At 33.1% G+C, this 22,069-nt stretch carries 20 protein-coding genes and 1 other annotated feature; of the genes, 1 reads left to right on the forward strand and 19 read right to left on the reverse strand.

Annotated elements, in window-relative coordinates:
• Window positions 1–53: 53 nt before the first annotated feature.
• From ACO6VN_RS11850 to hutP, 9 genes are all read right to left on the reverse strand, one after another.
• Window positions 54–380: an AzlD domain-containing protein gene (locus ACO6VN_RS11850; RefSeq protein WP_016999165.1), complete on the reverse strand. Its 327-nt coding sequence runs from the start codon at window positions 378–380 to the stop codon at window positions 54–56.
• On the reverse strand, window positions 377–1,087 hold the full coding sequence (locus ACO6VN_RS11855; RefSeq protein WP_082894572.1) for an AzlC family ABC transporter permease: 711 nt from the start codon (window positions 1,085–1,087) through the stop codon (window positions 377–379). The genes ACO6VN_RS11850 and ACO6VN_RS11855 overlap by 4 nt, the downstream gene beginning before the upstream one ends.
• Before the next feature lie 217 nt (window positions 1,088–1,304).
• A complete protein-coding gene (locus ACO6VN_RS11860; RefSeq protein ID WP_422404729.1) occupies window positions 1,305–1,820 on the reverse strand; it encodes a YceI family protein in 516 nt (171 codons plus the stop codon).
• A 124-nt stretch (window positions 1,821–1,944) separates the two neighbouring features.
• Window positions 1,945–3,222 carry a serine--tRNA ligase gene (gene serS, locus ACO6VN_RS11865; protein WP_422404730.1) on the reverse strand — a complete coding sequence of 426 codons (1,278 nt, stop codon included), beginning with the start codon at window positions 3,220–3,222 and terminating at the stop codon, window positions 1,945–1,947.
• 62 nt (window positions 3,223–3,284) lie between these two features.
• Window positions 3,285–3,482, reverse strand: a binding site (T-box leader).
• Window positions 3,483–3,530: 48 nt separating this feature from the next.
• Complete coding sequence (hutI, locus tag ACO6VN_RS11870; RefSeq protein WP_064204306.1) at window positions 3,531–4,772, reverse strand: imidazolonepropionase; 1,242 nt, start codon at window positions 4,770–4,772, stop codon at window positions 3,531–3,533.
• On the reverse strand, window positions 4,765–6,432 hold the full coding sequence (hutU, locus tag ACO6VN_RS11875) for a urocanate hydratase (protein ID WP_422404731.1): 1,668 nt from the start codon (window positions 6,430–6,432) through the stop codon (window positions 4,765–4,767). Before hutU ends, hutI begins: the two co-directional genes overlap by 8 nt.
• 17 nt (window positions 6,433–6,449) lie before the next feature.
• Complete coding sequence (locus tag ACO6VN_RS11880; RefSeq protein WP_016999171.1) at window positions 6,450–7,760, reverse strand: YjiH family protein; 1,311 nt, start codon at window positions 7,758–7,760, stop codon at window positions 6,450–6,452.
• 27 nt (window positions 7,761–7,787) lie between these two features.
• Window positions 7,788–9,272 carry a histidine ammonia-lyase gene (gene hutH / locus ACO6VN_RS11885; RefSeq protein ID WP_194200252.1) on the reverse strand — a complete coding sequence of 495 codons (1,485 nt, stop codon included), beginning with the start codon at window positions 9,270–9,272 and terminating at the stop codon, window positions 7,788–7,790.
• 90 nt (window positions 9,273–9,362) lie between these two features.
• Window positions 9,363–9,800 carry a hut operon transcriptional regulator HutP gene (gene hutP, locus ACO6VN_RS11890; protein WP_016999173.1) on the reverse strand — a complete coding sequence of 146 codons (438 nt, stop codon included), beginning with the start codon at window positions 9,798–9,800 and terminating at the stop codon, window positions 9,363–9,365.
• Between the two features lie 228 nt (window positions 9,801–10,028).
• On the opposite strand from hutP, the gene ACO6VN_RS11895 reads away from it, so the two are divergent.
• The gene (locus ACO6VN_RS11895; protein WP_194200251.1) at window positions 10,029–10,838 is read left to right on the forward strand and encodes an NAD(P)H-hydrate dehydratase; all 810 of its coding nucleotides are present in this window, start codon (window positions 10,029–10,031) and stop codon (window positions 10,836–10,838) included.
• Between the two features lie 75 nt (window positions 10,839–10,913).
• On the opposite strand, the gene gyrA is transcribed toward ACO6VN_RS11895, so the two are convergent.
• The 10 genes from gyrA to dnaN all read right to left on the reverse strand — a co-directional run bounded on the left by gyrA (window position 10,914) and on the right by dnaN (window position 21,965).
• Entirely contained in the window at window positions 10,914–13,514 is a 2,601-nt protein-coding gene (gene gyrA, locus ACO6VN_RS11900; protein WP_194200250.1) for a DNA gyrase subunit A, read from the reverse strand.
• A gap of 33 nt (window positions 13,515–13,547) precedes the next feature.
• A complete protein-coding gene (gene gyrB, locus ACO6VN_RS11905; protein WP_194200249.1) occupies window positions 13,548–15,470 on the reverse strand; it encodes a DNA topoisomerase (ATP-hydrolyzing) subunit B in 1,923 nt (640 codons plus the stop codon).
• Between the two features lie 22 nt (window positions 15,471–15,492).
• Entirely contained in the window at window positions 15,493–16,608 is a 1,116-nt protein-coding gene (gene recF, locus ACO6VN_RS11910; protein ID WP_210619620.1) for a DNA replication/repair protein RecF, read from the reverse strand.
• Window positions 16,609–16,610: 2 nt separating this feature from the next.
• On the reverse strand, window positions 16,611–16,832 hold the full coding sequence (yaaA, locus tag ACO6VN_RS11915) for a S4 domain-containing protein YaaA (RefSeq protein WP_016999178.1): 222 nt from the start codon (window positions 16,830–16,832) through the stop codon (window positions 16,611–16,613).
• Window positions 16,833–17,027: 195 nt separating this feature from the next.
• Window positions 17,028–17,441, reverse strand: coding sequence for a disulfide oxidoreductase (locus ACO6VN_RS11920; RefSeq protein WP_194200247.1), 414 nt, complete (start codon window positions 17,439–17,441; stop codon window positions 17,028–17,030).
• Between the two features lie 9 nt (window positions 17,442–17,450).
• Window positions 17,451–18,188 carry a DsbA family protein gene (locus ACO6VN_RS11925; protein ID WP_194200246.1) on the reverse strand — a complete coding sequence of 246 codons (738 nt, stop codon included), beginning with the start codon at window positions 18,186–18,188 and terminating at the stop codon, window positions 17,451–17,453.
• 123 nt (window positions 18,189–18,311) lie between these two features.
• Entirely contained in the window at window positions 18,312–19,562 is a 1,251-nt protein-coding gene (locus ACO6VN_RS11930; protein WP_422404732.1) for an ABC transporter permease, read from the reverse strand.
• Window positions 19,555–20,454, reverse strand: coding sequence for an ABC transporter ATP-binding protein (locus ACO6VN_RS11935; RefSeq protein WP_422404733.1), 900 nt, complete (start codon window positions 20,452–20,454; stop codon window positions 19,555–19,557). The genes ACO6VN_RS11930 and ACO6VN_RS11935 overlap by 8 nt, the downstream gene beginning before the upstream one ends.
• Before the next feature lie 4 nt (window positions 20,455–20,458).
• Complete coding sequence (locus tag ACO6VN_RS11940; protein WP_016999183.1) at window positions 20,459–20,698, reverse strand: helix-turn-helix transcriptional regulator; 240 nt, start codon at window positions 20,696–20,698, stop codon at window positions 20,459–20,461.
• 133 nt (window positions 20,699–20,831) lie between these two features.
• Window positions 20,832–21,965: a DNA polymerase III subunit beta gene (gene dnaN, locus ACO6VN_RS11945; RefSeq protein WP_016999184.1), complete on the reverse strand. Its 1,134-nt coding sequence runs from the start codon at window positions 21,963–21,965 to the stop codon at window positions 20,832–20,834.
• Window positions 21,966–22,069: the final 104 nt, after the last annotated feature.

Genomic DNA, 22,069 nt, shown 5'->3' on the forward strand with positions numbered 1-22,069 from the left:
AATATTAAGAATACTAGAAAAGCAATGGTCTTTCAATAACTTATACTTTGTTATTAAAAGACAAATCTTACAATAGCCATAATCAACATCCCTGCTAAAACAGATATTGTTAAACTACGCGTGACAAATGCAATAACGACAGTTGGTACTGCAACAAAAACACTTTCTAAGTTAAGTTGATATCCTGTTGATCCTTCTTGATTTAACATGCCTTCTACAATAAGTGCTGTAAATAAACAAACCGGCACAAATTGTAACCATTTAATGATTCCAGCCGGTAATTCAAATCTTGATAATAGAACAAACGGCGCTACTCTTATAACCCATGTCATAATGAAACACCCAGCTGTAATGAGTAGTAAATACATTGATATCGTCATTTATCAAACACCACCCCTGTAATTGAAGCGACTAATGTTGCTAATATAATAGAAAGAAACGTTGGCATAAATAACGTAAATAACAACATACAAAAAATTGTTAAACATATGAGCCACAAATGATAAATTATTTTATTTTTTTGTATCGTTTCGAATTGAGCAACTAATAGAAAAATAAACATTGCTGACAATGCATAGTCTAATCCGAACATTTCTGGGTTTGGAATTAGATTACCTATTAAACCACCTAATATCGAAGTTGTAACCCATAATATATATGCTGAAATGTTAAGCCCGTGCATCCATGTAGCATTTAAAGATTTTTCTTTTGCATACTTTGTAATAGCTACACCAAATGATTCATCAGTTACAAGAGTTCCAATTCCAATATTTGACCACAAACTATTGTTTTTGAAGGGTGGTACTAAAGCTAAACTTTGTAAGAATAAACGAGAATTCACAAAGAATATTGTTAAGAAAATAGCAGATATAGGAGATTGGATAGCTACAAGCGCACAAATGATAAATTGAGCAGCACCTGCATAAACAAAAATGGATAACAATGCAATTTCTAAAATGGATAAACCTGATGACACACCAACTACTCCAAAAGCTATCGCAACACTAAAATAACCGAGCATTGTTGGTATACAATCTTTAACACCTTGTAAAAACAAGGATTTATGTATGCTTGCAGATTCCTGCACTTATAATACCTCCATTCTCAAGGAGATAGTTTCAAAGGTTAGTCTAACGTTTGTCTAACCTCAGTGTGACTTACCTCTTTTTTGTTTTTAATATGTATTAGTTTTATCATATCAAATTAAGTTTAGCAATATAATTTGACGAAATATTAAGACAATTAATAATCCTTATATAAATAAAAGAATGGCAGCTCAAAGAGCTACCATTCTTTTATTTATATTACTCTCCTAAGCTAAATTCAGCACTTGCTTCGAATTTAACATCTTTACCTATCATTACGCCACCAGTTTCTAATGCTTGGTTAAATGATACGCCATATTTTTCACGATCGATTTTACCATCCACTACAAATCCTGTAACTGTTTCTCCGTTTAATGGGTTTTTACTTACTCCATTAAATTCTAAATCGAATGTTTCTTCATGTGTTGTACCAGCAATTGTTAAATCGCCAGTTACTGAATATTCACTTATAGATTTAGATTCGAAAGTAATATTTGGATTTTCTTCTGCACTAAAGAAATCAGCTGATTTTAAGTGTGCGTCACGATCAGGGTTATTAGTATTAATTGAATGTGCTTTAATTGTTACTTTAGCTTTTAATGATGATAAATCATTTACGTCACCAGTAACTTCTACATCATAATCATCAAAAGTACCTTTAACTCGAGATACCATTAAGTGTTTTACTGTAAATTCTAAACTACTGTGTACTTTGTCGAAATTGAAATTAGTCATGTGTCATAACTCCCTTTATTTATTTTGTATACTAAGTATACCAGATATAAAAATTATATTCAAGTTAAATCTAAAAAAAGAGTAACCATTAATATGATTACCCTTTTTATACTGTTTCACACATTTATAATTCTATTACAGTTTGACCACCCATAAATGGTACTAATACTTCAGGAACAGTAATTGTACCCTCTTCATTTTGATAGTTCTCAACAATAGCAGCAAATGTACGTCCTACTGCTAACCCACTACCATTTAAAGTGTGTACAAATTCTGGTTTAGAATCTTTATCACGTTTAAATCTAATATTTGATCTTCTTGCTTGGAAATCTGTCATATTTGAACATGAACTAATTTCTTTATAATCATTGTAGCTTGGTAACCAAACTTCAATATCATATGTTTTTGCACTTCCAAAGCCAATATCTCCAGTACATAGGTTAACTGTACGATAAGGAAGTTCTAGAGCTTGAAGTACTTTTTCAGCATGGTTAGTTAATTCTTCTAATGCATTGTATGAATCTTCAGGACGCTCGTATCTCACCATTTCTACTTTATTAAATTGATGTAGACGAATGAGACCTCTTGTATCGCGGCCTGCAGAACCCGCTTCACTTCTAAAACAAGCTGATTGTCCTGTGAATTTGATAGGGAACTGTTCATTTTGAAGCACTTCATCACGATAGAAATTCGTTAAAGGAACTTCTGCTGTTGGAATTGTATAAAGTCCTTCTTTTTCAACTTTAAATAAGTCTTCTTCGAATTTAGGCAGTTGCCCTGTTCCAAACATTGAATCAGCATTTACTAATTGAGGAACCATCATTTCTGTATAACCATGTTGTGTCGTATGCATTGTAACCATAAAGTTCATTAATGCTCTTTCAAGTTGTGCTCCTTTACCAGTTAAGAAGACAAAACGTGCACCTGATACTTTAGCTGCTCTATCAAAATCAGCCATTTTTAAATTTTCTACTAAGTCCCAATGTGCTTTAGATTCAAAATCAAATGTTCTTGGTTCGCCCCATTTACGTACTTCAACATTATCATCTTCGTCTTTACCGACAGGTGTTTCATCACTAATTAAATTAGGAATTCTTACTAATTTGTAAGTTACATCATCATTTAATTTGTTTAATGATTGATCAATTTCTTTAATTTGATCTCCGACTTGACGCATTTCTAATATAACGTCGTCAGCATTTTCTTTATTGCGTTTCTTTTGAGCAATTTCTCCACTTACTCTATTACGTCGTGATTTAAGTTCTTCTGTTTTTACAATAAGTTCACGGCGTTCTTTATCTAATTCTAATATTTCATCTACTACTGATGGATCGTCGCCTCTTTTAGCGATTTTTTCTTTTACATATTCAGGTTCAGTTCTAATCATTTTAATATCTAACATAATGTTTCCTCCCTATTTTCTATATTGTTTAAGAAAAAAAGCACCACGTTCCTTGTTATTACACAAGGGACGTGGTGCTTACGCGTTGCCACCCTATTTAACAGTCTGTAATAGACTGCACTCTAAGTCATATAACGGTTTAAACCGATTGTTCTTCTTAAAAAGGATAGATTCATTTAAGTTTCATGTCTTGTTTGCACCAACCACAAGCTCTCTATACATACCCGCTTAAATTACTTATTCCTAAACAATATAGTTATTAAATTAACCTAAATATACCAAATGGCTATGACCTTTTCAAGGAATAATTAAGATTCGGTAATAAGTCCAGTGTTTTCATAGACTTTTTTACCATCAATAATAACTATTTGAGCATGGTTTACGCCATAATGATATGGTAAATATTCATGATTTGGAATATCCCATACAACTATATCAGCTTGATCACCAGCTTCAATTGTACCCGCTTCAGCATCAATTGCTTTTGCAGCATTGACGGTAACAGCATTCCAAATTTCGTTTGGTGTTAATTTTAATTTTAGTGCTGCGATGCTCATTACAAGTTGTAAATTATCGGTTACACAACTACCTGGGTTAAAATCAGTAGCAATAGCAATTGCACCATTATTATCTAGCATACCCCTTGCATCTGCGTATTGGTCTTTTCCTAAGTAGAATGTTGTGCCAGGTAATAACACAGCGATTGTTTGGCTATTATTTAATGATTGTTTATCTTCTTCACTTGAAGCAACTAAATGATCTGCAGAAATCGCACCTTCATCAATTGCTAAGCCTAGACCACCTAACGGATCAATTTCATCAGCGTGAATTTTAACTTTTAATCCTTTATCTTTAGCTGCTTGCATATAGCGTCTTGATTCTTCTACTGTAAATACGCCTGTTTCACAGAATATATCAGCAAAGTCAGCTTTATCTTTCACATCATCTAATAAATCAATCATTTCTTGTAAGAAAGTAGCATTATCTTTTGCATCTTTAGGTACTGCATGAGGTCCTAAGAAAGTATGTTTCATTCTAATTGGTGTATTTTCTTCTAAACGATGTGCAACATCAAGTTGCTTTAATTCAGTCTCTTTATCTAAACCGTAACCACTTTTAGCTTCAACTGTTGTAGTTCCAAATTGAATCATTCTAACAATTTCTTTTTTCGATTTATTATATAATGCTTCTTCTGAAGCGTTTCTTGTAGACTCAACTGTACTTAAGATTCCTCCACCTTGTTTAAGTATATCTAAGTAACTTACACCTTGTTGTTTTAGCGCCATTTCATGTTCTCTAGAGCCACCAAATACTAAATGCGTATGTGCGTCTACTAATCCAGGAGACACGACTTGGTTTGTCGCGTCTATCACTTCTTTCGCTTCATACTCTTCTGTATGTTCTCCTGCATATACGACTTTGCCATCTTTAACGACAACTGTTCCATTGTTAACAATTTTTAAATCATTCAATTCTTTGCCTTTTAGTGGGCCTTCTGTCTTCTTAGGTAAAATTAATTCACCTATGTTTTGAATTAAAATATCATTCATTGTTCTCTGTCTCCTTTAACATTGGAATATCTACGTTTTTATTTTTAGCTGTGTCTATCGCAGTTTCATAACCTGCGTCTGCATGTCTTACTACACCCATACCCGGATCTGTCGTAAGTACTCGTCCTAAACGTCTATCTGCACGTTCACTACCATCTGCTACAACAACCATACCGGCATGTAATGAATAACCCATACCTACTCCGCCGCCATGATGAACTGAAATCCATGAGCCACCTGCTGCTGTATTAACAAGAGCATTTAATATTGCCCAGTCACCTACTGCATCAGAACCATCTTTCATTGATTCAGTTTCTCTATTTGGTGAAGCTACAGAACCTGAGTCTAAATGATCTCGTCCAATTACGATTGGTGCAGATATTTCACCATTTCTAACCAACTCGTTTAATGCTAATCCCATTTTTGCACGTTCACCGTAACCTAACCACGCAATTCTTGAAGGTAATCCTTGGAATGCAATTTTTTCACTTGCCATATCTAACCAACGCATTAACTTTTTATCTTCAGGGAACAACTCTCTCATTAATTGATCTGCTCTTTCGATATCTTTAGGGTCCCCACTGAGCGCCGCAAATCTAAATGGTCCTTTACCTTCACAGAATAATGGTCGAATGTAAGCTGGCACGAAGCCTGGGAAGTTGAAGGCATTCTCTAAACCTTCATCGAAAGCAACTTGTCTAATGTTATTTCCATAATCAAATGCTATTGCACCTTTTTCTTGAAAAGCTAACATAGCTTCAACATGTTTTTTCATAGATGCAGAAGACAATTTAACATATTCTTTAGGATCATTTTCACGTAATTTATCAGCTTCTTCTAAAGAATAACCTTCTGGTACATAGCCATTTAGTGGATCATGTGCTGATGTTTGGTCAGTGACGATATCAATTTTAAATCCTCTATTTAATATTTCGTGATGAACTTCTGCAGCGTTACCTAATAAACCAATAGCTAATGGTTTTCCTGCATTTTTAGCTTCTTCTGCTTTTTCTAATGCTTCGTCTAAAGAATCTGTAATCATATCACAATAGCGTGTTTCAATACGTTTCTCAATTCTTGAAGGGTCTACATCTACACCAATTACAACACCTTCATTCATTGTTACGGCAAGTGGTTGAGCGCCACCCATTCCACCTAATCCAGCAGTTAAAGTAATCGTGCCTTTTAACGTACCTCCAAAGTGTTGATTAGCCAGCTCTGCAAAGGTTTCAAATGTACCTTGAACAATACCTTGTGAACCAATATATATCCAACTACCTGCAGTCATTTGACCATACATCATGAGACCTTTTTTATCTAATTCATGGAAATGTTCCCAATTTGCCCATTTAGGTACAAGTACTGAGTTAGATAAAAGCACACGTGGAGCTTCTTCATGCGTTTTAAATACTGCAACTGGTTTACCAGATTGAACGAGCATTGTTTCATCGCTTTCTAATCTTCTTAGCGTTTCTACAATTGCATCAAAGCTTTCCCAGTTACGTGCTGCTTTACCAATACCACCATATACAACCAATTTTTCAGGATGTTCTGCTACTTCTGGATCGAGATTATTATAAAGCATTCTCAAAACTGCTTCTTGCTCCCAACCTTTACATTCTATTTCTAAACCTTTTTTCGCTTTAATATTTCTAGACATAATTCATTTCCCCTTTATTAAAAGATTAGTAAACTTAATGGAATTGCTATTAATAATGTAAGTGCGACACGAATAAACCAAATCACCACAAGTTTCCAAATTGGAATTTTAATATCTGTAGCTAAAATACAAGGTATTAAAGCTGAGAAGAATATAATTGCTGAAATACTTGTAATAGCTACTACAAATTTCACTTCTATTGCTGCTTTCACCACTAACAATGATGGTAAGAACATCTCTATGATTGATATCATGGATGCTTTTGCTAATAAAGGCTTATCATCAATAGGAAAAATATAAATAAATGGATAGAAAATATAGCTTAACCAATCAATAATAGGTGTGAAATTAGCTAATATTAATCCTAAAAATCCAATCGATAATATAGATGGTAAGATAGCCATCGTCATCTCTACGCCATCTTTAAGATTAAGGCCTATATTTTTAAATAATGTTAATGATTGATATGATTGTTTCTTTGCTTCATCATAAGCAGCTTTCATATAATTCCCTTTAACTTTAGATTCTTTTTGTCCTTCTTGATTATTGTAATATGCCTCTGATTCTCTAGAAATCGGTGGCAAATGAGCAGAAATTGCTGTTACAACAAATGTGATTATTAATGTACTCCAGAAGAATAAATTCCAGTGACCCATTAAGTCTAACGTTCTCGCTACAATAACCATAAATGTAGCAGAAACTGTTGAGAATCCTGTTGCGATTATGACCGCTTCTTTCTTGTTATACATGCCATCTTTATATACTCTGTTTGTGATAAGTAATCCTAAAGAGTAGCTACCTACAAATGATGCCACAGCATCAACAGCAGACTTACCTGGTGTCTTAAATATGGGTCTCATAATCGGTTGCATCAATACCCCAATAAATTCTAGTAATCCATAACCTACTAAAAAGGAAAGTGCAATCGCTCCTACTGGAATTAAAACACTTAGTGGTAACATCAACTTATCAAATAAGAACGGTCCATAATCCTTATCAAATAATAATTTAGGTCCTATCTTAAATACGTACATAATGCCTATCACTGCACCAAGTAGCTTAAAAATAACAAGAACACAATCTGTAAAAGATTTTTTAAAATCCATTCTGATAACAGGTAAAATAGCGCCTATTATAATGATAATTAATGCATAATAAGCAGTTAAATCTCCTAACAATGACCGAATACCTAAGTGAATGTGGTCAACAAGTATCGTATTATCTTTACCTATTTGTATAGGAATAAAGAATAAAATAATACCTATAATGCTAAATACATAGAATTTCCACATATCTTTACCTTTGTCTTGAAACTGTTGATTAATCATCACAACACCCCTTTGTTTCAAAATTCACTATCTTAAATATTCACATACCCTTTCTATATCGTGATGAAAGACTCTATCTTCAGTTATCGAAGGTACAACTTCTCTTAACTCCATATATTTTTCTTTTGTTCTAGGTGAAAGCTTTTCTACCCCTTTAATTTCTACCGCTTGTAGAGCGATGATACATTCTATCGATAATACTCTTCTTACATTTTGGATAATTTGATAAGCATGTCTTGCTCCAATCGTACCCATCGAAACATGATCTTCTTGGTTAGCTGAAGAAGGTATTGAATCGACGCTAGCAGGATGTGCTAAAGTCTTATTTTCTGATACAAGCGAAGCGGCAGCATATTGCATAATCATTGCTCCACTTTGTAAACCTGGTTCAGGACTTAAAAATGCTGGTAATCCACCATTTAATTGTGGATTAACTAACCTTTCTAATCGACGTTCAGAAACATTCGCTAATTCTGCAACTCCGATTTTCAAGAAATCCACAGCAAATGCTATTGGTTGTCCATGGAAGTTTCCACCTGATATAACGAGTGTTTCATCATCTTTATCAAATATTAATGGATTATCGTTTGCAGCATTCATTTCTAATTCTAATTTTTCTTTCACATAATTTAGCACTTGAAAACTTGCTCCATGAATTTGTGGGATACATCTTAATGTATATGCATCTTGCACACGTACTTCCCCTTGACGTGTTGTAAGTTTTGAACCGGCTAACCAATTACGCATTCTTTCAGCCACTTCAATTTGTTCATTAAAGTTTCTTACGATATGCACATGCTCATCATATGCATCCACAATTCCATTTAAAGCTTGATGTGTTAATGAAGCAATCCACTCTGAATTATAAGCAATATTTTCCGCTTCTATATACGCAATAACGCCTTGAGCTGTCATTGCTTGAGTTCCATTTATTAATGCTAAACCTTCTTTAGCTTGTAATGAATGAGGCTCTAATTCCAGTTTGTGCAAGACTGCTTTAGCGTTTAGTGTTTCACCTTTATAATGCACATCGCCTTCCCCAATTAAAGCTAATGCTAGGTGTGATAATGGAGCTAAATCACCTGAAGCTCCTAAAGATCCTTGCTCTGGTATAACCGGTATAATTCTTCTGTTAATAAATTCGACTAACAAGTTTACTAAGTCTTCTGTTACACCTGAGTGGCCTTTTAACATTGTATTTAATCTTAAAATCATCATGACTAATGAAACATTGTCTGGAAAGGCTTTTCCTACGCCACAAGAATGTGAACGAATTAAATTAATTTGTAAGTCATTATATTTTTCTTGCTCAATCAATACATCACTGAATAATCCAAATCCAGTTGTTATGCCGTATACAGTTTCTTTATTATTTATGATTCGTTCAACTGTTTCTCTACTTTTTCTAACATTAATTAAAGCTTCCTCTGAAATAGATATTTGCCCATCTTCTTCTAAAAATGTTTTAATATCTTGAATCGTTAAATCTTTACCTTTTAATATTAAAGTCACAAATAACACTCCTTTGGACACAAAAAAATACAACAAAATTTTATTTGTTGCACCTTTCTCTTATCTAATGTCTAATAGGTGTTCTTATGTCTATATATGATTGATACCTAAACCGATTGTTTCATGTTCTTTTCCTTTAATAGGAGCTCCTATTGTGCCGTATAGACTAACGGCTATCCATTCTCCTTCTTGCTTATCAGAATATGGATATCCTCTCACAACAGAAAATTTTAAACCAACAGTTCTCATAATTTCACCTATAGATAATTCACCTCTCGTAATACCATTTACTGCTTCTAATATCGCATGATACAAAGCGTGTGTTTCTCTATACTGTGTTTCAGATATAAGGTTCTGTCTTCTAGCTGCTGTCTCTATTGAAGAGATAATCTTATTAAGCGACATCGTTCCAATCTTACCAACTATAAATTGCATTTGATCGCAGTCTGGATTCAATTGTTTCGCAGTTTGCTCATCAGTAAGTGTTAATAATGTTGCGTACTTACCAATTGATATTTGTTCAGTCATGTGAAAGCTCCTATCTTATCTAATAACTAATATCTATATTCACATTATATTTTTAGTATACGCTTTCATAATTTTTATGACAATACTTTTTAAGATATCCGTAACACAGTGATTGATTAATACATTAGCTTAGTAAAGTTTTTATTTTTAAGTTTAGTAGAATATACTGTTCATTTCATAATTAAAGTGGCATAATAAATCGTACAATTAATTGAAGGTGGGTTAATCATGAAGACAATTTCGTCTGTTACAATTCCAAAAAGAGAGCAGGAATCTCACAAAGGCGATTATGGTAGGATTTTATTAATCGGTGGAAATGCTAATTTAGGTGGCGCTATTATGTTAGCTGCAAGAGCTTGTGTATTTAGTGGAAGTGGTTTAATTACAGTTTCTACACATTCATCAAACTTTGCTGCTTTACATTCACGTTGTCCTGAAGCAATGGTTTCAGATATAACTGACTTGAAAAAACTCTCTAAATTAATAGAGCAATCAGATTGTATTTTGATTGGACCTGGACTCGGCTTAGATTTTAAAGGCAATAATACTTTAACGTTTTTATTCCAAAATATTCAGCCTCACCAAACGTTAATTATTGATGGTGATGCTATTACGATATTGAGTAAATTAAAGCATACTTTACCAGAATGTGAAATTATCTTTACGCCCCATCAAAAAGAATGGGAAAGACTCAGTAATATACCAATCGAAGAACAAACTTATGAGAGAAATAAAGAAGCAGTCAAAGCATTAAATGCTACTGTCGTCTTGAAACAACATGGTACGGAATTATACTTTAAAGATCATGAATATAAATTATCTATAGGTACACCTGCTATGGCAACTGGTGGTATGGGTGATACTTTAGCAGGGATGATAACAAGTTTTGTAGGACAGTTTGATTTAGAAGAAGCGGTTATCAATGCTACTTATATGCATAGCTATATAGGTGAAAAACTTTCTAAAGATATGTACATCGTCCCACCATCTAAACTTATAGATGAAATTCCTTATGCTATGAAATCATTTGAAACATAATAAAACATATAAAAATACTCCCTCCTAAAACTTCACTATAATAACAGTGACTATTAGGAGGGAGTATTTTATTTATTATTCTTCGTCGTCTTCATCGTCTTCTTTTTCAATATCTTCGTTTACACGATCCATGAAGTCTTCTCTTAGTTCTTCTTTTTCATTTGTATTCTCTGTTGCTGGCGTATCTAAAGTTTCTTCTAGTACACCTTCAATTGGAGATTCTGCTATTTCATTTTCATCTGGTTCAACTTTTGCAACTGTTGCAACTTGTTGGTTTTCACCTAGACGAATTAATCTAACACCTTGAGCGCTACGACCATTTTGAGAAATATCAGCGACATGTAACCTAATAATGACACCTGAATTTGTGACAATCATTAAGTCTTCGTCACCTGTTACAGTCGTAATACATACTAGACTACCGTTTTTCTCTGTTAAAGTGGCAGTCTTAATACCTTTACCACCTCTGTTAGAAATTCGATATTGGTCAGCAGCAGTACGTTTACCATAACCATTTTCAGTGACGATTAAAATCTCATCTTGTTCTTCTTCGTCGGTAACGTCTAATCCAATTACTTCATCATTTTCTCTTAATGAAATACCTCTAACGCCTGCAGCAGTTCTACCTAATGGGCGTAGTTTCGTTTCATCAAATCGGATTAATGAAGCATGTTTCGTTCCGATAATAATCTCTTTCGTACCATCCGTTAGTCTAACCGCAATCAACTCGTCGTCTTCTTTAAAGTTAATCGCAATCTTACCGTTTTTGTTAATACGAGAGAAATTCGATAGTTTAGAACGTTTTACAGTACCTTTTTTCGTAGCAAATACTAGGAAGTCTTCTTCACTAGATAGATCTTTAACTGCTATCATTGTACTGATTTTTTCATCTTTATCAATTTCTAAAGCATTGACAATTGGTAAGCCTTTAGACTGTCTAGACATTTCAGGAATTTCATAGCCTTTTAGCTTGTAGACACGACCTTTATTCGTAAAGAATAATACATTATCATGTGTACTTAAAGTTACTAACTGGCTAACGAAATCATCTTCGATTGTATTCATTCCTTGTACACCACGTCCACCTCTATTTTGAGAGCGATAAGTGGATACAGGTAATCGTTTAATATAGTTGTTATGACTTAATGAAATAACGATCTGTTCTTCAGGTATTAAGTCTTCATCTTCAATTTGATCAAGTCCTGCAGCAGTTATTTCAGTACGTCTTTCATCACCATATTTTTCTTTAATCTCAATGATTTCTTCTCTAATAATTTCTAGTAATTTTTCTTCGTCATTTAAGATTTCTTTAAGTTCTTCGATAAGTTTTAGTAAATCTTGATATTCACTTTCAATCTTACCGCGCTCTAATCCTGTTAATCGACGTAGACGCATATCTAGAATGGCTTGTGCTTGTCGTTCAGATAATTTGAATCGGTTTTGCAAGCCTTCCATTGCTTCTGCATCGCTTTGAGATTCACGAATCAATTTAATAATTTCATCAATATGATCTAATGCAATACGTAAACCTTCTAGAATATGCGCTCTATCTTGAGCTTTTTTCAAGTTATATTTCGTACGTCTAGTTACAACTTCTTTTTGGTGTTCTAAATAATGATATATTACAGAACGTAAGCCTAATAGTTTAGGTTTACCGTTAACAAGCGCAATCATGTTTACACCGAATGAAGTTTGTAATGGTGTTTGTTTATATAAGTTATTTAATATAACATTCGCATTAGCATCTTTTCTAACTTCAATAACAATACGAAGACCAACTTTTAAGCTTGTTTCATCTCTTAATTCTGTAATGCCTTCGATTTTTTTATCGCGTGCTAATTCTGCAATTTTTTCAATCAATCTTGCTTTATTTACTTGGTAAGGAACTTCTGTAACAATAATGCGTTCTTTACCGTTTTTCATTACATCAATTTCAGCACGAGCTCTCATTAAAACTGAGCCACGTCCTGTTTCGTAAGCACGTCTTATTCCGCTTCTACCCATAATTAAACCAGCAGTTGGGAAGTCAGGACCTTGAACGATGTCCATTAATTCATTTGTTGTAATTTCTGGATTATGACTTAGCGCAAGAACGCCGTCTATTACTTCGTTCAAGTTATGCGGTGGAATATTTGTAGCCATACCAACTGCAATACCTGATGTACCATTCACTAACAAGTTAGGGAATCTAGCTGGTAAGACTACCGGCTCTCTCTCATTACCATCATAGTTATCTTGGAAATCAATTGTATCTTTATTAATATCTCTTAATAATTCACTTGTTATTTTAGCCATACGTGCTTCTGTATAACGCATTGCAGCAGCACCGTCGCCGTCCATTGAACCAAAGTTACCTTGACCATCTACTAATGGATAACGATAACTGAAGTCTTGTGCCATACGTACCATCGCTTCATAAATAGATGAGTCACCGTGTGGGTGATATTTACCCATTACGTCACCAACGATACGTGCAGATTTTTTATATGGTTTGTCTGAGGTCATACCTTGATCGTTCATACCATATAATATACGTCTATGAACAGGTTTTAAGCCATCTCTAACATCAGGTAGTGCACGAGATACAATAACACTCATTGCATAATCTAAAAATGACTCTTTCATTTCTCTACTGATGTTACGTTCACTCACTCTTGATTGAGGTGTTTCAGCCATTAATTATATCCTCCTTAAATCGTAAATTGTGCTTTAAATATCTAACGTTGCGTATTCAGCATTTTCTTCAATAAATTGACGACGAAACTCAACAATATCTCCCATAAGCATTTCAAACGTTTCGTCAGCTTCTATCGCATCTGTTAGTGTTACTTGAAGCATTGAACGATTTTCAGGATTCATTGTTGTTTCCCACAATTGATCTGCATTCATTTCTCCAAGACCTTTATAACGTGCTATAGACAGTTTAGGTGTTGAGCTTAACTCTTCTTTTAATTTATCTAATTCTCTATCGTTAAATACGTAATATTTCTTTTTACCTTGTTCTACTTTATATAAAGGTGGTTGTGCAATATAAACATATCCCGCTTCAATTAACGGTCTCATAAATCTATAGAAGAACGTTAATAACAATGTTCTAATATGCGCACCATCTACGTCAGCATCAGTCATGATAACTAATTTATGATATCTAGCTTTACTAATATCAAATTCTCCACCAATACCAGTACCTAGTCCAGTAATCATAGAGCGTATTTCATTATTTCCAAGTATTTTATCAAGACGTGCTTTTTCAACGTTCAAGATTTTACCACGTAAAGGTAAAATAGCTTGTGTTCTAGAGTCACGACCTAATTTAGCAGACCCACCAGCAGAGTCACCCTCAACGATGTATAATTCACATTCATCTGGTTTTTTACTTGAACAGTCTGCAAGTTTACCTGGTAGACTTGAAACTTCTAATGCTGATTTACGTCTTGTTACTTCTCTTGCTTTTTTCGCTGCTAGACGAGCTCTTGACGCCATAGTACCTTTATCTACAATGATTCTAGCTACATTTGGGTTCTCAAGTAAAAATCTTTCAAATAGCTCTGAGAATAGTTTATCAACAATTTGACGCACTTCAGAGTTACCTAGTTTTGTTTTTGTTTGACCTTCGAATTGTGGGTCACTATGCTTGATAGAAACAACAGCAGTAAGACCTTCTCGTACGTCTTCACCCGAGAGTTTTTCTTCGCCATCTTTAAGAAGTTTATTCTTAGTACCATAACTATTAATCACTCTTGTTAATGCTCGTTTAAATCCATCTTCATGCGTACCACCTTCATAAGTGTGGATGTTGTTAGCATAAGTCAGTAAGTTAGTCGCAAAACCGCTATTATATTGAATTGAGATTTCAACTTCTACATCCTCTTTAGTATCATGAATGTAAATTGGATCATCAAATAAAACTTCTTTTGATTTATTTAATAATTCAACGTAAGACTTAATACCACCTTCGTAGTAATAAGAATCTTCGAGTATATTTTCATCGTCTCTTTCGTCTCTAAGCGAAATTTGTATACCTTTATTTAAAAAGGCTAACTCACGAATACGTTTTTGTAGAATGTCGTATTCGTATTCAGTTGTTTCTGTGAAAATTTCTTCATCTGCTTTAAAGCGAATTGCCGTACCAGTATAATCTGTTTCACCAATAACTTTTAAGTCGAATTGAGGAATACCTCTTTTATATGCTTGATGATATATTTTGTTATTAAGGTGTACGTAAACTTCTAGTTGAGAAGATAGTGCGTTTACGACAGATGAACCCACGCCGTGTAGTCCACCAGATACTTTGTATCCGCCACCGCCAAATTTACCACCAGCATGCAATACTGTTAATATAACTTCAACAGCAGGACGTCCCATTTTCTCTTGAATATCTACTGGAATACCTCTACCGTTATCTGTTACTTTAACCCAGTTATCCTTTTCTATTATAAGTTCTATATGATCAGCATAACCTGCTAAAGCTTCGTCGATACTGTTATCAACGATTTCCCATACAAGATGATGTAAACCTCTTGATGCTGTAGAACCAATATACATACCAGGGCGTTTACGGACTGCCTCTAAGCCTTCTAATACTTGTATCTGATCTGCACCATAACTTACTTCGTTATTTTGTTCTGACACGTATTTCCACCTTCACTTTCATCTACTCAATAATATTGCCTTTAGATACATTAAATACCTTGGCATCTTTCATGATTTCATGTTCTATACCATCTACGGACGTAGTCGTTACAAAAGTTTGGACTTTTTCTTGAATCGTACTTAATAAATGCGTTTGTCGTTTATCATCAAGTTCACTCAATACATCGTCTAATAATAAAATTGGATATTCACCAACTACTTGATTAATCAATTCTATTTCAGCTAGCTTGATAGATAATGCTGTCGTACGTTGTTGTCCTTGTGAGCCATAAGTTTGAACATTCATATCGTTAACATGAAAACTGATATCATCTCGATGTGGACCATATCTAGCACTTCCACGCTCTATTTCTTTATCCATAGATTCATTTAATAATTTACAAAAAGCATCTTTCAAATCTTGTTGATTATGATGCGTTTCAGCAAGTTTAATATTAGGTTCATATTGAACCTGTAGTTCTTCGTTTTGACTTGTAATTCCTTTGTGAATTACTGCAGCAATCTTCTCTAACTCACTTATAAAATGCGCCCGCTTCAATGTGACGTTTGCAGCTTCTTCTGAAAATTGTTCGTTAAATACTTCTAGCATTGTACGATCTTTCATTTTGCCAATTTGCAACTGTTTAAGGTAATGGTTTTTCTGTTTAAGTAATCTTTGATAATTTGATAAATGACTTAAATAAACCGCAGACATCTGACCGAGTTCCATATCTATAAAACGCCGTCTAATTTGCGGGCTACCTTTAACTATATTCAAATCTTCTGGTGCAAACAGTACCACATTTAAGTGACCAATATATTGCGTTAATCTACTTTGTTCTAGATGATTGACTTTCGCCTTTTTGCCTTTCTTTGTGATGATTAAAGAAATAGGCATTTTTCCATGACGATAACTAAGTTCACCTTCTATTTTACCATACTCTTCCCCAAACTGTATGAGTTCTTTATCATTCGATGTTCTATGGCTTTTTGCTAACGCTAAAGTATAGATTGATTCTAATAAATTTGTCTTACCTTGGGCATTTTCGCCAATCAAAATATTAACATTTGGATTAAATTGAAGTGTACACTTGTTATAATTTCTATAATGGGTTAAATTAAGTTCTCTTAATATCATATCTATTCACTTAGATGATTGATGCGAAATTGACCTTCAGAAGGAATTTCAATTAAGTCACCATCATGTAATTTCTTTCCACGACGTGTCTCACGTTCGCCATTAATCAGTACTTCTTCATCTTGGAGGAACCATTTAGCTTGACCACCCGTTCCAATGACGCCTTCATTTTTTAGGAATTGCCCTAAAGTAATTTCGTCTTCAACTGAGATATCTTGTACCATTATCTTCACTCCAATCTTAATTAGTCATCTCTATATTATACCTTTTTTTCACTAAAAAATCATGTTTTTAGGTACAATTCATTAAATCAAAAATAAATCTATAAAAAATTAAAATATAAAAGAAAAAACAATACGCTAATATTTAAAATAAAAAGGCTATCCACAAAGTCAAAAGACAATGGGACAGCCTTAGTATTATATTATTTTATCTTTTTTAGTAAAAATTAATATCAAACTAACCAATAAAAATGCAAGTCCTGCTAAAAATGGAATTGTAATAAATCCAAAGACATTTATATATTCAGATGAGCAAGGCACACCTTGGGTACATGGTTTGATTTCTGCAAAGCCAGGTACTTTTTGTTCTAAATAATGCCATGTCGAAATACATAGTCCAATTAAAGAAATTGGTAATGCAATTTTTTTAACAGAATAATCATTTTGAAATGAGCCAATACCTGTAATTAACACCAATGGGTACATGCATATACGTTGATACCAGCATAGCGTACAAGGTATAAAACCACGTATTTCACTGAAATATAAGCTACCTAAAGTTGCAACTAAAGCTATTACCCAGGAAATAAAAAGTCCGTATTGTTGTTTCAAATTGACCACCTAATTTGATTTATTTTTCTTTTCGATAGCTTTATCTATAGCTTCAGAAATTTTGTCATAATCCATTGGATCTGATAATACTTTACCATCAACAACAACTGTCGGTGTTATGTCGACATCATATTTTTTCGTTAAATCAGCATCGCTATTCATTTGTTTGTATGATTCTGAATTACGATCTTTAACTAATTTCATAATTTGTTCTTTTTTATCTTTATCAACATCTAATCCATTGACGGCTTTTTTCACTACAGATTGTGTTAACCATTCATCATCACCTTGCATATCGTGATCGTCAGGTTGCGCTTCAAATAAAGCTCTGTGGTAGTTCCAGTATGCATCAGGTGCAACTTTATTCACAGCATGTGCTGAAGCTGCGCCAAGTTCAGAACCTTCACCATGGAACGGTGCATTAACAAATCTATATTCTACTTCGCCTTTATCAATATAATCTTTTTCAATTTTATCCATGAAATTTGTTTCAAATGCTTTACATGCTGGACATTTGTAATCTCCAAACTCTACAATTTGCACTTTAGCATCACCCTTTTTATGGGTTGGATTATTCTTTGTATCTTTAGATAAATCTTTAGCTTTAACTGTTCTTTCGAAGAGACTATCTTTTTCTTTGTCATCTCCGCTTCCACCGAACACGACAAGCATAACAATACCCGCAACTATAATTAGAATTGCAATCATAAGAAATATAATATTGCTATTACTATTTTTGTTTGCCATTTTAATCCCTCAATCTCTTTAGTGATAATATAAATTTTATACTATCGCTTACATAAATTCTACACGCTTCTGTAAAAAAACATTAAGGTTTTGTGACAAATGTATAGCACTTTTTATAATGAATTAATTTTTAGTCATGTTTAATGCATTTTTAAAGTTTTTAATAAGTCCTTTATCATAAGTTAACACACTGCCTCGATAAGTTTTTGCAGCGAATATTAATAAAAGGATACAAGTTACAATTGAAATAAGAATACCTAATAATATATGCCACTCTGGCGTAGTGTCAGAAATTGTTCTAAGCAACATAACCATTGGCGATAACAGTGGTACGAAGCTTGTTATCTTAACAAGCATAGTATCTGGAGTTCCAATACTAAACATAGCAATATAGAAACCAGCTAAAGAAATAAATGTTACTGGCATCATCGATTGTGCTAAATCTTCTATACGGCTCGTTAAAGCCCCTAGAATAGCCGCTAAAGTAATATAGGTAATTACCCCTATAATTAAGAAAACAAGCCCATATATGATGATTCTTGTAGTCTCAGAACCAAATTCAACACCGACTGCATCAAATAAGCCTTTTAAATCAAAAGCAAATATGCTAATTACAATGGCTAAAATAATAAAGAATATTTGTGTAAAAGCTACTGCTATTACAGATAATATTTTAGCTGCGACATGAATAGATGGTTTAACGCTCGTCACAATCATCTCGATAACTCTAGTAGTCTTCTCAGTAGCAATTTCTGTACCGATTTGATTCGCATAATTCAACGTAATGAAAAATGATAAGAATAGGATGATGTAAACGATAGCTATATTTAAAGCTTGTACTTTCGGTTTAACATCACTTGATTGTTTTTCGTCATCTTTTGACTTAATTTCTTTAGTTTGTACATCACTTGGCGTATTAAGTGCCTGTAAGTCTTTCTCTGATAAATCTAATTTTTGAGCAGTTAACGATGATTGCATTTGACTTAATGTTGTTTGTAAAGTCATTTTCTCATTTTCATTAACTAAACCTTTTTCATAAATTGTGCCATTTAATTTTTCATTTTTTATTTCAACTTGAATAAGGCGGTCGTATTTATCATCTTCCACACCTTTTTTTCCTTTTTCCAGTGATACTTTTTCAACTTTTTCTACATCATCATCTTGTTTATATTGTTTTTCTAACCCTTTATAAATCATTTCGTTATCTGTTTGAATTGCAACTGTTTTGGAACTATTATCAAAGAAATCGACAATTTTATCCACATTACTTAATGCAAAGATTAATAGCATAAATAATGCAGTCATAATAATAAATGATTTACTTTTTACTTTTTGTAAGTACGTTAAATTAAATGTAGGCCAAAACTTATTCATGTTGATCACCAACCTTAGCTATAAAGATATCATTCAGAGATGGCTCAGCAACTTGGAATCGTTTAAGATAACCAAGTTTAATTGCTTGATTATATATTTCTTCAGCATATCTTTCATCAGTAATTCTGATTTTAACGCCTTTTTTCGTATTCTCAAATGCTTCAATTCCCTCGAAATCTTTTAAGAATGAAAAATCATGATTCCCCTCAATGTATATATCTTTTTTGCCAAAGTCATCTTTCACTTTATCAAGAGAACCAGAAACAACTGCTTTTCCTTTACTCATAATACATATATAATCACAAAGTTCTTCAACATGTTCCATTCTGTGTGAGCTGAATATAATCGTTGTGCCCCGTTCTTTTAATTCTTTAACAGCTGATTTTAATAATTCAACGTTTACTGGGTCTAAACCACTAAATGGTTCGTCTAATATAAGCAACTCAGGTTTATGTATGATAGCTGCTATAAGTTGTACTTTTTGTTGATTACCTTTAGATAGAGCATCTATTTTTTTATCTTTATTTTCAAATGCATCGAATCGTTTTAGCCAATAATCAAGTTCTTGATCAATGTCTTTTTTATTCATGCCTTTTAATTCTGCTAAATATCTAATTTCTTCAAATACTTTTAATTTTGGATGCAAGCCTCTTTCTTCTGGTAAATAGCCGATTTTATTAGTCATTTTGTAATCAATCGGTTTATCATTAAATTTCACAACGCCGGTTGTTTTAGGTAGTAAGCCTAAAATCATGCGGAAAGTAGTTGTTTTACCAGCACCATTCCCTCCTAAAAAGCCATACATTGTTCCTTTCGGTACTTCTAAACTGACATCTTTCACTGCATTAAAGTCATTAAACTTCTTAGATACATTTTCGATAATTAATGTCATAAGTTTACTCCTTTTTACTAGATTGAATATCCGCTTGTGAGATATTCTCGTCATCTTCAAAGATGAATAATTCATCAATCGTTACGTTAAACACTTGTGAAAGTTTATGTGCCAACACTAAAGTTGGATTGAATTTATAACGTTCAATTGAATTAATTGTTTGTCTCGACACATTGACTAATCGAGATAATTCACTTTGAGTCATTTTTCTTTCAGATCTAAATTCATAAACCCTGTTTTTCAATTAATCACTTCCTGTCAAGTTAACTTTACAATAAATCAATTTTTTTAGTGTGTCAAGTGCACTTGACATCTATTATAAAAAAAATGAGGAACCCCTATTAATAAAGGATTCCTCAAGCTATAACTAAATATAATTAATATGTTCTAATTGGTAAAATCAATTGAATAACTGACTCGTCATCTTTTGGTTTAAGTATGAATGGTCTCATTGTTCCAAAGAATTCTACGTGTACATCATCGTTATCAATTGCTTTTAATGCATCCATCATATATTTAGAGTTAAAGGAAATTTTTAAAGATTCCCCTTCAACTTCTTCAGTAGTAACTTCTTCTTTTACAGTACCAATTTCTGGAGATGTAGAAGATAATTCTAATTTGTTAACGTCTGTAGATAGTTTAATAACATTGTTTCCACCTTCACGTGCTAATAGTGATGCACGATCAATTGCATGATAGAATTCGCTATTATTCACACCTAATTTTGTTTCATAATTTTCAGGGAATAATCTTGTTGTATCAGGATAGTTACCTTCTAGTAATCTTGAAATAAAGTTAATGTGTCCAACTTTAAATAACACTTGGTTACTAGCAAAGAATATGTTGATATCATCTTCTGAATCCGAAACAATCTTGTTCAATTCAGATAATGCTTTACCTGGAATGATTACATTTTTATCTTCTATGTCTTCATCTTCTAGTTTAAGCTTTCTTAATGCAAGTCTGTGTGAATCTGTTGCAGTACAGATAAGTTCTTTGTCTTGTATCAACCAGTTTACACCTGTCAACACTGGACGTGTTTCTGACGTGGACACAGCAAAGTTTGTTTGAGCAATAATATTTTTTAGTACTTTAATTGGTAATTTAATAGCATCATCTTCTGATACTTGTGGTAATAACGGGTATTGATCTGGGTCTAATCCACTAACATTAAATTCAGAATGACCTGAAGTGATTAATGTTTTGAATTGATCATTTGTTGATAGATTTACTGTTTTACCTGGTAATTTCTTAACGATATCAACAAAGAAACGTCCTGGAAGTACTACAGAACCTTTTTCTTCTATGTCTACTATTTTTTCACCATCAATATTTTCTTGAATTGTAATTTCAATTGATATTTCAGAATCTGATCCTGTTAATATAATACCTTTATCTGTTGCATCAATTTTAATTCCTGTAAGTATTGGTAATGTAGTTCTTGGTGAAATGGCTTTTAATGTATCATTCAATTGATTAAGAAAGTAATCTCGTTGAATTGTAAATTTCATAACTTATAAACTCCTTCCAGTCGTTATATATTAATTATATATCTTTTAAATTCGTAGTAATAGTAATAGGGGCTGTGGATTGGTGGATAACCTGCTTTAAAATG

This window comes from Mammaliicoccus sp. JADD-157 (assembly GCF_049310805.1).
Classification (GTDB): Bacteria; Bacillota; Bacilli; order Staphylococcales; family Staphylococcaceae; genus Mammaliicoccus; species Mammaliicoccus lentus.

Excerpts from the sequence above, each read along its gene's own strand:
- ACO6VN_RS11850 (WP_016999165.1), bottom strand. The coding sequence starts at position 380 with ATGACGATATCAATGTATTTACTACTCATTACAGCTGGGTGTTTCATT.
- ACO6VN_RS11860 (WP_422404729.1), bottom strand. The coding sequence starts at position 1,820 with ATGACTAATTTCAATTTCGACAAAGTACACAGTAGTTTAGAATTTACA.
- serS (WP_422404730.1), bottom strand. The coding sequence starts at position 3,222 with ATGTTAGATATTAAAATGATTAGAACTGAACCTGAATATGTAAAAGAA.
- hutI (WP_064204306.1), bottom strand. The coding sequence starts at position 4,772 with ATGAATGATATTTTAATTCAAAACATAGGTGAATTAATTTTACCTAAG.
- hutU (WP_422404731.1), bottom strand. The coding sequence starts at position 6,432 with ATGTCTAGAAATATTAAAGCGAAAAAAGGTTTAGAAATAGAATGTAAA.
- ACO6VN_RS11880 (WP_016999171.1), bottom strand. The coding sequence starts at position 7,760 with ATGATTAATCAACAGTTTCAAGACAAAGGTAAAGATATGTGGAAATTC.
- hutP (WP_016999173.1), bottom strand. The coding sequence starts at position 9,800 with ATGACTGAACAAATATCAATTGGTAAGTACGCAACATTATTAACACTT.
- ACO6VN_RS11895 (WP_194200251.1), top strand. The coding sequence starts at position 10,029 with ATGAAGACAATTTCGTCTGTTACAATTCCAAAAAGAGAGCAGGAATCT.
- gyrA (WP_194200250.1), bottom strand. The coding sequence starts at position 13,514 with ATGGCTGAAACACCTCAATCAAGAGTGAGTGAACGTAACATCAGTAGA.
- recF (WP_210619620.1), bottom strand. The coding sequence starts at position 16,608 with ATGATATTAAGAGAACTTAATTTAACCCATTATAGAAATTATAACAAG.
- yaaA (WP_016999178.1), bottom strand. The coding sequence starts at position 16,832 with ATGGTACAAGATATCTCAGTTGAAGACGAAATTACTTTAGGGCAATTC.
- ACO6VN_RS11925 (WP_194200246.1), bottom strand. The coding sequence starts at position 18,188 with ATGGCAAACAAAAATAGTAATAGCAATATTATATTTCTTATGATTGCA.
- ACO6VN_RS11930 (WP_422404732.1), bottom strand. The coding sequence starts at position 19,562 with ATGAATAAGTTTTGGCCTACATTTAATTTAACGTACTTACAAAAAGTA.
- ACO6VN_RS11935 (WP_422404733.1), bottom strand. The coding sequence starts at position 20,454 with ATGACATTAATTATCGAAAATGTATCTAAGAAGTTTAATGACTTTAAT.
- dnaN (WP_016999184.1), bottom strand. The coding sequence starts at position 21,965 with ATGAAATTTACAATTCAACGAGATTACTTTCTTAATCAATTGAATGAT.